This is a genomic window from Faecalibacter bovis (assembly GCF_017948305.1).
Classification (GTDB): domain Bacteria; phylum Bacteroidota; class Bacteroidia; order Flavobacteriales; family Weeksellaceae; genus Empedobacter; species Empedobacter bovis.
The window spans coordinates 825,766-841,090 of record NZ_CP072842.1 but is presented as its reverse complement, the minus strand read 5'-3'; the positions used below and the strand labels follow the sequence as shown (position 1 = coordinate 841,090).

The following is a 15,325-nucleotide window of genomic DNA, read 5'->3' as shown; positions in this document are numbered from 1 at the left end:
AATCCACCAATTGGTGGATTTTTTTTATATCATTATTTTTCTTTCAATTTTACTGTAAAGTGTCTTAAAATATCTGCTTCCCAAGTAATTTCGTAACCTTTAGAAATTTCTTCGCGTCTATCAAAAATATTTTTTAACGCTACCGCGATGTAATCCATATGACTTTGAAAATAAGTTCTTCTAGGAATTGCTAAACGCAATAATTCTAATTTTGGATAACGATTTTCTCTAGTTTCAGGATCACGATCGGCCAAGATTGTTCCAATTTCTACACCTCGTACTCCAGCTTCTTTGTACAACTCGATTCCTAAAGTTTGTGCAGGAAATTCTTCGCGTGGTACATTAGGTAAAAATTTTACCGCATCTATAAAAATTGCATGTCCACCAATAGGTTGTTGAATCGGAATTCCGTATTCAATCAATTTATTTCCAAGGTATTCAACTTGTGAAATTCGAGATTTTAAGTACGGATATTCTGTTGCTTCATCTAAACCTTGTGCTAAAGCTGCTAAATCACGTCCAGCTAAACCACCATAACTTAAATAACCTTCGTAAATAATTCCGAAATTACCACATATTTTATATAGCTCTTCATTATTAAGTGCTATAAAACCTCCGATATTTACCAATCCATCTTTTTTAGACGACATTGTCATACCATCACCAAGATCAAATACTATTTTAGAAATTTCTTTGATCGTATGATTTTTAAATTCTTCTTCCCTTTCTTTGATGAAATATGCATTTTCTGCAAAACGAGCAGAATCAAAGAAAATCGGAATACCATATTTGTCTGATAAAGCTTTTACTTTTCTAATGTTTTCTACAGAAACGGGCTGGCCACCTGATGAATTACAAGTGATTGTGATTAAAGTAAATGGAATATTTTCTTTTCCATGTTCCTTATATACTTTTTCAAGTTTATCTAAATCGATATTTCCTTTAAATGGATGAATTAATTCGCTATCAAAAGCTTCGTCAATTGTACAATCTATGGCATGTGCTTTTCTAAATTCTATATGACCTTTAGTTGTATCAAAATGCGAATTTCCAGGAATTACATTTCCTTCTTTAACTAAAGCTGAAAATAATACATTTTCTGCTGCACGACCTTGATGTGTAGGCAAAACGTATTCGTATCCAGTAATTTTATTTACTGTTGCTTTTAATTTTTGGAAAGATTGTGAACCAGCATAGCTTTCGTCACCTGTCATCATTGCTCCCCATTGTTTATCAGACATTGCTCCAGTTCCTGAATCTGTCAATAAATCAACAAAAACTTTTTGGCTTTCTAAGTTGAATAAGTTATAATCTTTTTCCTTAATCCATTGTTCACGTTCCTCACGTGTAGATTGGTAAATTTCTTCGACCATTTTTATTCGAAACGGTTCAGCGAAAGGTAGTTCCATTTTATTGTTTGTTTTGCGTTATATTTTAAAGATAACGATGATTTTTAACAAAAATTGAATGCAACAAAAAAATCCTTCACAAATTAATGTGAAGGATTAAATTTTATTCTAATAATTAGTCAATTACCGGAACTGGTCTTTTGTTTTCATTGATTGCTACTAATGTAAAAGTTCCTGTAATCGCTTTTTCGCGACCATCACGGTACATACTTTCAATAAAAACATCAATCTGAACGTCCAAACTTGTACGTCCTACTCTTGTAACTTTTCCTACGAATTCAACTAAAGTTCCTGCAGGAATTGAGTGTTTAAAATCGATTTTGTCACTACTTACCGTTACAATAGGTTTGCGACAAAAACGTGTAGCTGTCATAAAAGCAATTTCGTCCATTAAATACATTACTGCACCACCAAACATTGTTTTGTGATGGTTTGTATCTCCAGGGAAAACTGCTTTAAAAACTCTGGTTTCAGAATCATTGATACGTTGTTCAATTAATTCCTCTCTTTGTGTTTTTTCCATTTCCATTATCATGTGTTAGCACGTTATTTCTTTTTGAATAAAAATTTGATAATGTTTTTTATGGCGTTTGTTGGTTATAGATTTCATAGAACAATAGAATTAGCTTCAAATCGCGAAAGCATTATCGAAAAGCTCATAAATTGGTAATCTGACTTTATATTTTTCACAAAATATTTTACAGTTGCGCGACAGCTCGTGAATTTCACACGATTCCCCAATCTTTGAGCGTTAATATTTTGCAAATATAGATTAGTTAAATGGATTTTATTAAACTTAACTATCCTTTTATGTAGATTGGAACAATTAGTGTAACTTGAAATGTTAATAATGAAGAAAGATAAATTACTATATGAAAATAAAATTAATTAAGAATTTAATTCATAATGATAAAGAGTGGAACGATTTAATTTCTACAACAAATAATTTAACTAATAAGGTAATTCAAGACATTAATTTCTGCAATAAAGATGTAGATTGGGACAATATTATTTTAAATAATACAACTTTTTTAGGCTGTACTTTTAAACAAGAAACAGCAATTCCGTTAATTGAACGTGGCGCATTTGTTTATCCAAAATTCAAAAATTTACCATATAATCCGTACCGAGGAAAACTATATTCTTGGCAAGAATTGATGGAAGGTTACGATCCTGTGAATGACAATAGCGTAGATATTAATATTTATAAACATTTTGTAAAAAATAAATATAATCCAGCAGTTTCTGAAGCATTAGCTCAACGTCTTCATGATCATTCTATTGATGATGGTTTGCGTCGTATTTTAGAATATGACGATGAAGGAATGACAAAGAAAAAAGTAGTTGGTTTTATGGGAGGACACTCAACTCGACGTGGAAATCAATTTTATGTAGAAACGGCGATTGCTGCACAATTAGCTACAAAAAAAGGCTTTTATGTGGTGACAGGTGGTGGACCAGGTATTATGGAAGCGGCTAATTTAGGAGCTTATATGGGTAATTACTCGAAAGAGGAATTATTTGATGCTATTAAAATATTAAAAGATTTAGAATTCCAAGATCCGAATGATGCAGATTATTTAGCTAAAAATTTTAATCAACGTTCGATGGAAGTTTTAGAGAAATATCCCAATGGATGCGAAAGTTTAGCGATTCCGACTTGGTTCTACGGACATGAACCTTCTAATTTATTTGCGAAGTATATTGCAAAATATTTTTCGAACAGTATTCGTGAAGATATTCTATTAACAATTAGTTTGTACGGATTAGTTTTCGCGCCAGGAAGTGCAGGAACTACACAAGAAATCTTCCAAGAAGCGGCTCAAAATCACTACGGAACTTCTGGCTATCATAGTCCAATGGTGTTTTTAGGTAAAAAAAGATATGTAGAAGATACATCAATATATTCGGTAGTTCATCAATTAGCTGTTGGCCGAGTTTATAAAGATTTACTATTCTTAACCGATAGTGCAGAACTAACAATTGATTTTATTGAGAAACATCCACCAATTAAGGTAATATAAAAAAAAGAGAACCGAAAGGTTCTCTTTTTTTTGTTATGTATTTATTGTTCAACTTGTTCAATAACAAATGAAGTTTGAACATTATTTGGTGTTAAGATACTTCTAGTACTTTCAGTATATCCACTTGTTACAGATTTACCAATAAGTAATTCACGATCATTTTGATCACCAATATTTCTACCTCTACAAGCTGGTGTAATGTAATAATCTGTATCAATTTCTAAATTACCAATTCCATCTATTCCACTTTGTCTTTTAATCATTCCAGACATTGTTAATAGTTTGAATGAATTTGGAGGTCCAGTAATAACTTCAGGTCTAATATGGAATAATTTAAATTCATTAATGTTATGATTATTAGCTTTTTTTATAAAGAATCCACATGTATAACTAACAATAGTTTGATCATTATTTGTGCTATATTTTAATACCATAGTTTGTATAGTCGCATTAATACTACTGTTTGTTGAAGTAAATCTAACTTTACTAACTAAAGGATTTTCATCAAGATTGGTATTACTATTTAACATTTTCCATTGTTTGTTAGAAGCATTATTACCGTGAATAAATGAATCACCCAATTCATCTTTACTTGTATTACTACTATGTCTAATTGTAATACCATCGATGTCAGAATTTAAAATTTTATTCTTAATCAAAGTAGAACTTGCAAAGTCATAAGGCTCGGAAATATTTTCCCATCCAATACCTTGTCCATTACCTTCATATACTAAATATTTAGTGTTATCTCCATACGGTATTATATTCCCGTTAGCATCTTCAAAATGTAACATCCCTCTGAAATCGACACTTTTAACATGTAATCTTTCTTCTGGTTCTGCATTATTATCTAACCCTATTCCTACATTTTGTCCTTTTGAATTGATTAAAGACAAAGTTCCTATAATAATAAATATATATTTTTTCATATGATTATTGGTTTGTAGTGTTTTCGTAACGGCTAATTTTTAAGAATGTTCTTGCAGTTGTATTACTAATATTTGAAGTTCCGGTTGCTGCTTTTCCGATAGCTAAACTAATATTTGTAGCACCAAAATTTTCTCTTCTTGTACAACCAATTTTTACTTCATATTTTTGATTTTCTAAAAGTGTAGATTTATCTAAAATTGTAGAGACACGTATATTAAAGAAAGGGTCACTGTTGGCACCTCTATTAGCTGTAAATGTTCTAACACCTTTTAGCTTGAAATCAGCATTAGAAGGACTAGATGTTCCAGTTTTTTGAGCAACAAATATACCACATGCAAACATAGCTCCTGTATCTGTACCAGATCCAGCAATATGCGCCACACTCTCAAATGTGATATAAACTGTAGGATTGTTTCTTTGTACTGTAAATTCTTGATTTGATCCGGCAATTACTTGCCAGTTAGAACTTAATGATTGATCAATAGTATATTTAAGAGTTGGATTTGTAGGTGCATTATCTAGATTTATACCTGTTAAATTATCAAACGTTTGTGTATACAATAAGTAATTTAAATTTTCTAAACGCTGAATCTGTCCTAAAACTGTTTGCCAAGTGGGTTCTTGTCCAGGACCATTAGAACGTAATACTTGTCCCGGTTGTCCTTCTTTAAAAATTAATTTTCCTTTAACTAAAACATTATCATCTACTATTAACGAGGGAACTTCAGAAGTTCCATATGTTTGACTTAATTTTGCTTCAGTTAATTGCTCTGGGTCATTACCTATGTATAGCTGAGAATAAACTAAGCTAGATACTGATAATATAATATATGTAAAATATGCTTTCATAATTCTCATGTTATAATTTAAATGAAACATCAACTTTGTATACAGATTGATTATTAAATTTCGAAATCTTTTCTTCATCAGAAGAACTACCGATATATAATTGGAAATTACTTGAATTACCAGTTATAAGGGGAAATTCATTGAATTTTTTACAACCGATGAAACTATCATAAGTTCCAATAGCAGTTTCAGGATCTAAATTTATTGTGTAGATCATATCAAAATTAGATTGCACAATACTTACGTTACCAATGGCAGTAACCTGTCCTAATCTGTATCCTTTTAGTTTATAAGAAGTTTCGTTTTGTTTCTTTAAAAATACTCCACATGCAAATTGGGTAAAATCACCTGATCGAATGCTTGATTTTGTTAATGTAACACCAGTTTGAAAATCAACATTAATAAAAGTCTTTTTCTCAGAAACAACAATGTTATTAATTTCAATAATTTTTTTCCAATTATTGGTATTTGTTGAAGTATAAAGTTCTCCAGGAGTTATTGAAGGTATAGTTGAAATTCTATTATTTAATACATTTTCAGCTCCGTTTTCTTGAATTTTTGTATATGTATTTTCAATAAATAACATACCTTCAGGAAGTTCAACATCAGGATTATCAACCCAAACTGGTCTTGAATTTGGTCCAGTTGATTTTAGAACTTGTCCAGGTTCACCATCAGTTTCAGCTAGTTTAATACCTGAATCAACTTTTAAATTACCATCAATTTGAAGTGCATATCCGCTACGAGGCTGAAAGTCTGTTTTATCAGAAATCCAAACCTGTGCATGCACCCCTTGGAAAATAAAAAGCGCAGCAATGGCTATTGCTTTTTGATAAAGATTTACCATAGTTTTATTAGTTTAGTTAAATTAGTTGTTTGTTAGTTTTCCAAAATTATATTATTAATTGTTTAAAAATTTTTATTACGTATTCATTTTCACGAAAATGGATATAAAAAATTAATTAATTAACAGAACAATATTGGGTTGTTAGTCACTAAAATCCACAGGTTTCGATAGTATTGAAATAATCAATATTACCATCTGAATTGCGGAATTTAGCCAGTAGAATTTTCTAATATTCTAAAATTTAATCTTATCGATTTGAAAAGATTTTCGTTTTTTAATTTTAGAAATGTAAGTAGATGGTGACTCTCCTAGATTTAATTTAAAAAAATGAGCGAATTTACTGTGTGATGAAAAACCAGCTTCATCAGCAATTGCACTAATTTTAAAATTTAAAAATTTAGGATCATCATTTAGTTTATTTACTACGTATTGGATTCGTAGTAAATTGATGTAGTTATTAAAATCACGATCACTATGTGCTTTTATCACATGTGATAGATATTTTGTATTTGTATCTAAATGACTTGAAACTTTAGCTAATGAAATGTTTTTTTCTAGAAAAATTGTAGAATTTTCAAATTCAATAAGCTTTTTAATTAAATCTTGCTTTTTTACATCTGATATACCAATAGATTTGGAAGTTGAAGAATTTATATCAGAGTGAATAAATTTTAGATTAGCTTGAACATTCTGAGTGTTTGAATGTTTTGCTCTATCCTTATTTTTATAATAAGAATAAATGCCATAGACAAGGATAATTGATATCAAGACAGTGTTAAGCACACTATGCAAGTCAGTACTGTGAAAAATATAAAGAATACTTTCCACTGCACCTTCAAAATGCAACAGGTTCATACGAAATTTTTAATTAGTTAGGACTGTAAATTTATTTCTTAAAAATTTACTATCAAATACCTATAAATGGGTATTTTCGGTTTATTGTTAAAATAATTGTTTAAAAGTTTGGTAATCTAAAAAATGTTAGTACATTTGCAATCCAATATCGCGAGATGGAGCAGTAGGTAGCTCGTCGGGCTCATAACCCGAAGGTCACAGGTTCGAGTCCTGTTCTCGCTACTAAATATCGCGAGGTGGAGCAGTAGGTAGCTCGTCGGGCTCATAACCCGAAGGTCATCGGTTCGAGTCCGGTCCTCGCTACTAAGTAGCAAAAAGAGTTTCAATTTTATTGAAGCTCTTTTTTTTTGAAATTTATTTTACCAGTTACTTCGTTGATATCTAACAGTTTTGCTTGTGTAAAAGTGTAGAGTGGCGAAAAAAAATAAATTAATAGTATAAAATCAAATATCTCATTGTATATTTGCAGTCTAATATCGCGAGATGGAGCAGTAGGTAGCTCGTCGGGCTCATAACCCGAAGGTCACAGGTTCGAGTCCTGTTCTCGCTACTAAATATCGCGAGGTGGAGCAGTAGGTAGCTCGTCGGGCTCATAACCCGAAGGTCATCGGTTCGAGTCCGGTCCTCGCTACTAAGTAGCAAAAAGAGTTTCAATTATATTGAAACTCTTTTTTTTTATGCCGTTTAATTAAGTTCAATTATTTTTGTATCATGAATTTAGAAGAATACAGAAGTCAATTCAAAAAAGATCAAGCTGTTGGTGCTTTATCGATAGAAAATAGATTAAAAGAGGTTTACGGAGATTTAGAGCCTCGTTTTTATTCTCCACAAGTGATGTCTTTCCAAGGTGGCGAAGATCCAATTGATGGTGTTGCTGTTTTTGATAATGATGGATATCGTCATTTAATTTCTTACGGAATGTCTCATTTATACTATAATGAAGAAGCTGTTGGTGAAGAATTTAGTAAATGGGGAATGGAATTTACATTTCGAGTTAAGCCGTTTGATGCTGACGGAGATGAAGATCCTTTCTGGGTGATACAATTAATGAATAATTTGGCTCGTTTTGTTCACGAAACAAAAGTTTGGTTTGATGAATATCAATTTCTACCGCTAGGAGGACCAATCCGTTCTGAATGTGATACAGATATTGTAGGATTAGCATTTGTAAAAGATGTTGATTTAGATGAAATTGAAACTCCGCACGGTAAAGTTCTTTTCATGCAAATGGTTGGATTAAATTCTGAACAATTGAAAAGGCTTGAAGAAAATTCTACAAAAGAAGAAGTTATGTCAGTTTTAAATGAGATTAAAGCTGTCAATCCAAAATATATTTGTCAGTTATAAGTTAATTGATTTAAGATTACCGATTTAAAATGTTAATATAAAACTAAAAACATTTAAACTATTGAATAATAGTATGTTTTGGTATTTATATTGCAATGATACAAATGTTATTAATCGTTAGAGTTAATAATTTTTCATAGGTTTAGGTTGGTAATTAGGCAAAAGCTTAATTCAGCACTCCTTCGGGAGTGCTTTTTTATATCTTAGTATTAAATATAATTTATTAGATATGAATTTCTTTAATAACCTATTTTCTAAAAGAAAAGAAACTGAACACAATATAAAAGAACAAAAAACTATGACGTTTGAAGAGGTAATCGCATCGGATAAGCCGGTTTTAATAGATTTTTTTGCAACATGGTGTGGACCATGTCAAATGATGGGTCCGATTTTGCAACAGGTTAAACAAGAGCTTGGTGATGGAGTTACAATATTAAAAGTTGATGTTGATAAATATCAAAATTTAGCATCAAGATATCAAGTGCAAGGTGTTCCTACATTTGCTATTTTTAAGAAAGGAGAGTTACTTTGGAAACAAAGTGGAGCAAAGCCTAAAGAACAATTAGTGCAAATTTTAAATCAATATATAGATTAGAATTTATTTTCAATTAGAGTCGATTTAAAAAGCCATCAATCTCAGATTGATGGCTTTTTTTTTATTTTTTAAATCTCTTAACTAAATTGTAGGAAACATATAGGAATACTAACCAAATTGGTATTAAAATTACAGACGTTTCCATTCCTGTAAAATACATTATTATTAATATACTGAATAGAAATACTAAACAGATATAATTACTAATAGGGTATAAGAAAGAAGGAAATAAAGTTTTTACATTTTCAATTTTCTTCTGTTGACGATATTTTAAATGCGTATAAGAAATCATTATCCAATTTATAACTAACGTAGAAACCACTAAAGACATAAGTATCTCAAAAGCAGATTCTGGAATAACTTTGTTAATTATAATACATATTGCAGCAAATATAGATGATACTACTATTGCCATAACAGGTACACTGTTTTTGTTTAATTTCATTAAAAACTTAGGTGCATTTCCTTGTTCAGCTAACCCGTATAGCATTCTAGAATTACTATAAACCGAGCTGTTGTAAACTGATAATGCTGCCGTTAAAACAATTAAATTTAACGCATTAGCAATGATTCTAGAAAATTGAACATCTTGTCCGAATAGATTTACATTTAAGCTTTTTAAATTATCAAAAACAGTTACAAAAGGACTACTTTCTACCGTTATTGTTTCCCATGGCGATAACGAAAATAAAATCACTAACGCACCAACATAAAAGATTAAAATTCTATAAATTACTTGATTAGTAGCTTGTGGAATAGTTTTTTCTGGATTTTTCGCCTCAGCAGCTGTAATACCAATTAATTCTAATCCTCCGAAAGAGAACATAATTAAAGCCATAGCAGCTAATAAACCACTAAAACCGCTAGCACTGTCACCAGAAAACCAGCCTTTTGGTAAAAATCCACCGTTATTCCATAAATTCTGAATGCTTGCTTGTTCGCCTCCGGTTCCACTTAATAATAAGTAACTACCGAAAATAATCATAGCGATAATTGCAATTACTTTAATAATAGAGAACCAAAATTCAGCTTCTCCAAACATTTTTACAGAACCTAAATTCAGTGCATTAATTACTAAAAAGAAAAATAAACTTGATGCCCAAAGTGGTATTTCAGGCCACCAAAATTGTACATATATACCGATTGCAGTTAATTCGGCCATACTTACCAATACATACAAAATCCAATAATTCCAGCCAGACGCGAACCCTGCAAAAGGTCCCCAATACTTATATGCAAAATGACTAAAACTTCCCGATACTGGTTCGTTTACGACCATCTCACCTAATTGACGCATAATAAAAAATGCAATAATTCCTGCGATTGCATATCCTAAAATAACAGAAGGTCCTGCTAAAACTGCTGCTGGACCAATTCCAAGGAATAAGCCGGTTCCAATAGCTCCACCCAAAGCAATTAATTGGATGTGTCTGTTGGTAAGTCCGCGCTGAAGTTCCTTATTCTCAGTATTTTCTTTCTGACTCACTTTGTTTTATAAATTTTGTTAAAGATATGTAAAAAAATATAGCTGAACTTCTTGTTTATTAATTTGGCAAAATACAATTAATAATATTCGGTTTTTCGTTTATATTTATTGAAAATTTTAAACAAATGTCTATTAATTCGGTATATTTTTTAGGTTTGGGAGCATTAGGAGCAAAATATGCTGCTAGCTTTTATGAATACAAACCAGAAATTGTAAAAGTTATTGTAAATCAAAAAAGAAAAGTTCGTTATAAAAATGAAAAAATTTATGTTAACGAGAAAGAATATGATTTTGATTATATAACACCTGAGGATAAATATAATATTCCTGATTATATTTTTTTAGTTGTAAAAAGTTCACATTTAGATCAAGCAATTGAAGATTTGAAGCCTTTTGTTGGTGAAAATACTAAGATTATCAGTTTGATGAATGGAATTTCTTCTGAAAGTATTTTGGCTGAACATTTTGGTTGGCATCGTGTTTTAAATGCAGTTGCCTACATGGATGCAATTAAAATTGGAAATAAAGTCGCTTATGGTAGCATTGGTAAAATTGTTTTTGGACATGTTAATAATGAATTCCAAGAAGAGTTGACAGAATTGCATCAATTTATGCTTGACGCAAATATTCCGAACGAATTATCACAGGAAATTCAGAAAGCACAATGGGCAAAATATTTAATTAATGTTGTAGCAAATCAATTAAGTTTCATATTAGAATTTCAGTATAAAGAATTCGTGTCAAACGAGTCTGTCTTAAAATTAATGGATATGGTAGCTGACGAAGTTATTTCGGTTGGTAATGCTTTAGGAATTGAAATTGGAGAGGAGGAAATAAAACGAATGAAATCGACTTTAACAAAAGTTGATGGCGAGGCTAAAACATCAATGCTACAAGATCGTGAAGCAAAAAGAAATTCTGAAGTTGATGAATTTTCTGGTGAAATTATAAAACTTGGAAAAGAAGTTGGAGTGAAAACACCATGTAACGAATTAATATATAATATGGTAAAAGCCATTGAAAAGACCTATTAGTCTTAAAGATTATATAAAATAAAAAAGCCTCTTCATTTTGAAGAGGCTTTTTGTTTCGTCGGGGTGGCAGGATTCGAACCTGCGACCTCCTGCTCCCAAAGCAGGCGCGATGACCGGGCTACGCTACACCCCGATTAAGGTGTTTTTTTTCGATAATCAAATTTTCGGTAAAAATTTGTCGGGGTGGCAGGATTCGAACCTGCGACCTCCTGCTCCCAAAGCAGGCGCGATGACCGGGCTACGCTACACCCCGATATCTTTGATTATCGAGGTGCAAATGTAGGATTATTTTTTAATTATAACCAAATTATTTGATTAATATTTTTCAGAAAATTTCATATACGTTTCTAAATCTTTATCTCCACGGCCTGAAAGGTTCAGAACCACAATGTCTTGCGGTTTAAAATCGATTTTTTCTAATACAGCTAAAGCGTGTGAAGATTCTAAGGCTGGAATGATTCCTTCTTCTCTTGTTAATAAAAATGCAGCTTGCAATGCTTCTTCATCTGTAGCGTTTAAAAACGTTCCACGTCCAGTTTTGAATAAATGCGCATGTAAAGGTCCGACTCCAGGATAATCTAATCCTGCAGAGATCGAATAAGGCTCAACAATTTGTCCATCTTCATCCTGCATTAACATGGTTTTACTACCGTGGATAATTCCTTCGGTACCTTTTTGCATGGTTGCAGCAGTTTCTCCAGAATCAACTCCTAATCCAGCCGCTTCAACCGCAATTAATTTCACTTCTTCATCATCTAAAAAGTGATAAAATGCGCCAGCTGCATTACTTCCTCCACCGACACAAGCAATCACATAATCCGGCGTTTCTTTCCCGTATTTCTCTAATAATTGTTTACGAATCTCTTCCGAAATAATCGCTTGGAATTCGGCAACAATCGCAGGATAAGGATGAGGTCCAACGACAGAACCTATTAAATAATAGGTTTCAGGATTATTAATCCAGTAACGAATCGCTTCGTTTGTTGCATCTTTTAAAGTTTTACTTCCAGAAGTTGCTGCGACTACAGTTGCTCCTAACATTTGCATACGAGCTACATTCGGTGCTTGACGCGCAATATCAATTTCGCCCATAAAAACAGTACATTCTAAACCTAATAAGGCACAGATTGTTGCTGTAGCTACACCGTGTTGTCCAGCTCCTGTTTCCGCTAAAATCTTTGTTTTACCCATTCGTTTCGCCAGCAAAGCTTGTCCAATGGTATTGTTTACTTTGTGTGCTCCAGTATGGTTTAAATCCTCACGTTTTAATAAAATGTTTGCACCGTAACGTTCCGATAATTTTGGTGCATAATATAATGGACTTGGTCGACCAACGTAATCTTTTAATAAACCACGAAATTCACTTTGGAATTCTTCTGTATAAAAGTATTTATCGAATGCATCTTTTAATTCTTGACAATTGTGATGTAATAATTCAGGGATAAATGCTCCTCCAAAATCACCATAAAATCCGTTCTCGTCTACTGAATATTTCATTTTGTTTGTTCTCTTAATTTTGTTCAATTCGACCATCAATCGTGTCGATAAATTGTTTTACTTTTTCGATGTTTTTGATTCCGGGTTCAATTTCAAAACCACTGTTGATATCAAAACCGATGCATTGGGAATGTTGGAAATTTTTCAAAACCAAGGCATCTTCTAATTGAATTCCACCACTTAATAAAAAGGGTGTTGATAACTGATAGGTTTTCAATATTTGCCAATCAAATTTCTGTCCTGTACCGCCATATTGCTTTGATTTGGTGTCGAATACAAAACTATCAACAACTTGTTGATAACCTCTTAATTGTTCAAAATCTGTATCTTCATTAACACCGATAGCTTTCCAAATTTTAAAATCTAAAAACTGTTCAGAAGTTAATAATTGTTGATGTTTGGCTTCAATTAATTCTTGACAATATGCTGGTGTTTCATCTCCGTGTAATTGCACCACATCCAATTCAAATTGTTGAACTTTTTGTATAATAGTTTCAATGGTTTCATTCACAAAAACCCCTACACGTTCAGCATTAGGAAAAATGTCGAAAATGGTTTCATCTTTTACAAATCGTGGAGATTTTGGATAAAAGATAAATCCAACATAATCGGGTTCGATTTCGGTTAAGGCTTTAAAATTCTCAACCGAATTATTACCACATACTTTAACTTGAAATCTTTTCATTACAATTGATTGACAAATTCTTGAAAGGCTTTCCCAGGATTTTCATTTTTCATAAAGTTTTCACCGATTAAAAATGATTGAAATCCAGCTTCTTTTAAATCTTTGACTACTTCTGGATCAGTAATTCCGCTTTCCGCGACTTTAATCAAATCCTCCGGTAGTTGTTGTAATATCTGTTTCGATTTTTCCGTATCCACAACAAATGTTTTTAAATTTCTGTTATTGATTCCGATTAAATCGATGTATTCATTTACTTTTTCTAATTGGTCTTCCGAATGAATTTCCAACAAAACTTCTAATCCGATTTCTTTCGCCAATTTGGCTAAATCGTGTACTTCGTCTTTCGTTAAACATTCGGCAATCAATAACATCAAATCGGCTCCAATTGCTTTCGTTTCATACACTTGGTATACATCGATAATAAAATCCTTGCGAAGCACAGGAATCGATAAAACTTCCTTCGCTTGCTGTAAATCTTCAAGGCTTCCGCCAAAGAAATTTTCATCCGTTAAAACCGAAACCACAGAAGCACCAAATTGTTCATAACCTGCAACGACTTCTTTTACGTTAGCATTTTCGTTGATAAATCCTTTCGATGGCGATTTACGTTTAAATTCTGCAATAATTCCCGTTTTAGTTGCATCTAAAACTGAAGCTTTCGCGGAACGAACCGGATTTAAAAAGTGAATACTTTGTTTTAAATCCTCAATGGATTGAATTTGTTGTTTTTGTTGAACTTCGATTCGTTTTTGTTCAACGATTTGGTCTAATATATTTTTCATCGGTTGGTTAGTTTTTGAAAGATTTCGAATGCTTTTCCTGAGGCTAAACTTTCGTTTGCAATCGCTACACATTCTTTTAAATCTTTGGTTAGATGAATTGTTTTTAATCCTAAAGCTGAATTGGCTAAAACGACTTCTTTTTGCGCTTTGGTGCTTTCGTTCTGTAAAACGGAGATGAAAATTTTTGCGTTTTCTTCTACCGTTTTTCCTCCTGCAATTTGGTCGGCTTGAATCGTTTCTAATCCAAAATCCTCACTTTGGTACAAGAATTCACCTTGATTCGTATATACTTTCGTTGGTGACGTTAATGAGATTTCATCATATCCTGCTAAGGCAGTTGAAATCGCATAACTTTTACCCGAATTTTGCATCACATAATGATACAAACGAGCCGTTTTAACATCAAATGTTCCCAAATTCTGAAAATCGGGTTGTACCGGATTCACTAAAGGTCCCATTAAATTAAAGAACGTTTTTACACCTAATTCACGTCTTAAATTCGCAACTTTTTTCAATGCGGGATGGAATAAAGGTGCGTGTAAAAAGGTTAATCCAATTTCTTCATATTCTTGGTTTAATTTCGCTTCATCCGAAGAAAATTGATACCCAAATTGTTCCAACATATTCGATGAACCACTGACTGACGAAGCACCATAATTACCTTGTTTAATCACTTTTTCGCCTGTTCCGGCAATCACAAAAGCACTTAAAGTTGAAATATTAAATGTGTCTTTTCCATCTCCACCGGTTCCAACAATATCTAAAGCGTTTTTCGGAAGATTAACCTTTAAACATAAATCCAATAAAGCTCTACGATAACCTTTTAATTCTTCTAACGTAATATTACGCATATTGAAAACCGTTAAAAATGAAGCCAATTCGATATCCGAATACTTGGATTCAGAAATATCCACCATAATTTGGTAGGCTTCTTCTTCGTTTAACGTATAGTTTTCAAATAATTGATTCAATAACTTTTTCATCG

At 32.1% G+C, this 15,325-nt stretch carries 15 protein-coding genes, 6 tRNA genes and 1 riboswitch; of the genes, 8 read left to right on the top strand and 13 right to left on the bottom strand.

The window, feature by feature from the left end; genetic code table 11:
• Positions 1-32 precede the first annotated feature (32 nt).
• Entirely contained in the window at positions 33-1,409 is a 1,377-nt protein-coding gene (locus tag J9309_RS04015; RefSeq protein ID WP_230477216.1) for a tryptophanase, read from the bottom strand.
• A 115-nt stretch (positions 1,410-1,524) separates the two neighbouring features.
• Positions 1,525-1,938: an acyl-CoA thioesterase gene (locus J9309_RS04010; protein ID WP_230477215.1), complete on the bottom strand. Its 414-nt coding sequence runs from the start codon at positions 1,936-1,938 to the stop codon at positions 1,525-1,527.
• An 80-nt stretch (positions 1,939-2,018) separates the two neighbouring features.
• Positions 2,019-2,173: riboswitch (adenosylcobalamin (AdoCbl) riboswitch) on the bottom strand.
• 108 nt (positions 2,174-2,281) lie between these two features.
• On the opposite strand from J9309_RS04010, the gene J9309_RS04005 reads away from it, so the two are divergent.
• Positions 2,282-3,433, top strand: coding sequence for an LOG family protein (locus J9309_RS04005; RefSeq protein ID WP_230477214.1), 1,152 nt, complete (start codon positions 2,282-2,284; stop codon positions 3,431-3,433).
• Positions 3,434-3,474: 41 nt separating this feature from the next.
• On the opposite strand, the gene J9309_RS04000 is transcribed toward J9309_RS04005, so the two are convergent.
• From J9309_RS04000 to J9309_RS03985, 4 genes are all read right to left on the bottom strand, one after another.
• The gene (locus J9309_RS04000; protein WP_230477213.1) at positions 3,475-4,362 is read right to left on the bottom strand and encodes a hypothetical protein; all 888 of its coding nucleotides are present in this window, start codon (positions 4,360-4,362) and stop codon (positions 3,475-3,477) included.
• A gap of 4 nt (positions 4,363-4,366) precedes the next feature.
• A complete protein-coding gene (locus tag J9309_RS03995; protein ID WP_230477212.1) occupies positions 4,367-5,212 on the bottom strand; it encodes a hypothetical protein in 846 nt (281 codons plus the stop codon).
• Between the two features lie 10 nt (positions 5,213-5,222).
• Positions 5,223-6,059, bottom strand: coding sequence for a hypothetical protein (locus J9309_RS03990; RefSeq protein ID WP_230477211.1), 837 nt, complete (start codon positions 6,057-6,059; stop codon positions 5,223-5,225).
• A 234-nt stretch (positions 6,060-6,293) separates the two neighbouring features.
• Entirely contained in the window at positions 6,294-6,914 is a 621-nt protein-coding gene (locus J9309_RS03985) for a helix-turn-helix domain-containing protein (RefSeq protein WP_230477210.1), read from the bottom strand.
• Positions 6,915-7,063: 149 nt separating this feature from the next.
• Here J9309_RS03985 and J9309_RS03980 point away from each other — a divergent pair.
• The 6 genes from J9309_RS03980 (at position 7,064) to trxA (ending at position 8,856) form a co-directional block, all read left to right on the top strand.
• A tRNA-Met gene (locus tag J9309_RS03980) sits at positions 7,064-7,136 on the top strand.
• Positions 7,137-7,144: 8 nt separating this feature from the next.
• A tRNA-Met gene (locus J9309_RS03975) sits at positions 7,145-7,217 on the top strand.
• 174 nt (positions 7,218-7,391) lie between these two features.
• Positions 7,392-7,464, top strand: a tRNA-Met gene (locus J9309_RS03970).
• An 8-nt stretch (positions 7,465-7,472) separates the two neighbouring features.
• Positions 7,473-7,545 (top strand) — tRNA-Met (locus tag J9309_RS03965).
• Positions 7,546-7,625: 80 nt separating this feature from the next.
• Complete coding sequence (locus tag J9309_RS03960; RefSeq protein ID WP_230477209.1) at positions 7,626-8,261, top strand: suppressor of fused domain protein; 636 nt, start codon at positions 7,626-7,628, stop codon at positions 8,259-8,261.
• Between the two features lie 229 nt (positions 8,262-8,490).
• A complete protein-coding gene (gene trxA, locus J9309_RS03955) occupies positions 8,491-8,856 on the top strand; it encodes a thioredoxin (protein ID WP_317192143.1) in 366 nt (121 codons plus the stop codon).
• 61 nt (positions 8,857-8,917) lie between these two features.
• Here trxA and J9309_RS03950 read toward each other — a convergent pair whose 3' ends face one another.
• Positions 8,918-10,342, bottom strand: coding sequence for an amino acid permease (locus J9309_RS03950; RefSeq protein WP_230477208.1), 1,425 nt, complete (start codon positions 10,340-10,342; stop codon positions 8,918-8,920).
• A gap of 125 nt (positions 10,343-10,467) precedes the next feature.
• Here J9309_RS03950 and J9309_RS03945 point away from each other — a divergent pair, with 125 nt between their 5' ends.
• Complete coding sequence (locus J9309_RS03945; RefSeq protein WP_230477207.1) at positions 10,468-11,376, top strand: ketopantoate reductase family protein; 909 nt, start codon at positions 10,468-10,470, stop codon at positions 11,374-11,376.
• Positions 11,377-11,434: 58 nt separating this feature from the next.
• Here the strand turns inward: J9309_RS03945 and J9309_RS03940 are convergent.
• The 6 genes from J9309_RS03940 to trpD form a co-directional block, all read right to left on the bottom strand.
• Positions 11,435-11,509 (bottom strand) — tRNA-Pro (locus J9309_RS03940).
• 45 nt (positions 11,510-11,554) lie between these two features.
• A tRNA-Pro gene (locus J9309_RS03935) sits at positions 11,555-11,629 on the bottom strand.
• A 62-nt stretch (positions 11,630-11,691) separates the two neighbouring features.
• Entirely contained in the window at positions 11,692-12,873 is a 1,182-nt protein-coding gene (gene trpB, locus J9309_RS03930) for a tryptophan synthase subunit beta (protein WP_230477206.1), read from the bottom strand.
• Positions 12,874-12,886: 13 nt separating this feature from the next.
• Complete coding sequence (locus tag J9309_RS03925; protein WP_230477205.1) at positions 12,887-13,558, bottom strand: phosphoribosylanthranilate isomerase; 672 nt, start codon at positions 13,556-13,558, stop codon at positions 12,887-12,889.
• Positions 13,558-14,340, bottom strand: a complete 783-nt coding sequence (trpC, locus tag J9309_RS03920; RefSeq protein WP_230477204.1) for an indole-3-glycerol phosphate synthase TrpC — start codon at positions 14,338-14,340, stop codon at positions 13,558-13,560. Before trpC ends, J9309_RS03925 begins: the two co-directional genes overlap by 1 nt.
• Positions 14,337-15,323 (bottom strand): anthranilate phosphoribosyltransferase, encoded by a 987-nt coding sequence (trpD, locus tag J9309_RS03915; protein ID WP_230477203.1) that lies wholly within the window; start codon positions 15,321-15,323, stop codon positions 14,337-14,339. The genes trpC and trpD overlap by 4 nt, the downstream gene beginning before the upstream one ends.
• Positions 15,324-15,325 lie beyond the last annotated feature (2 nt).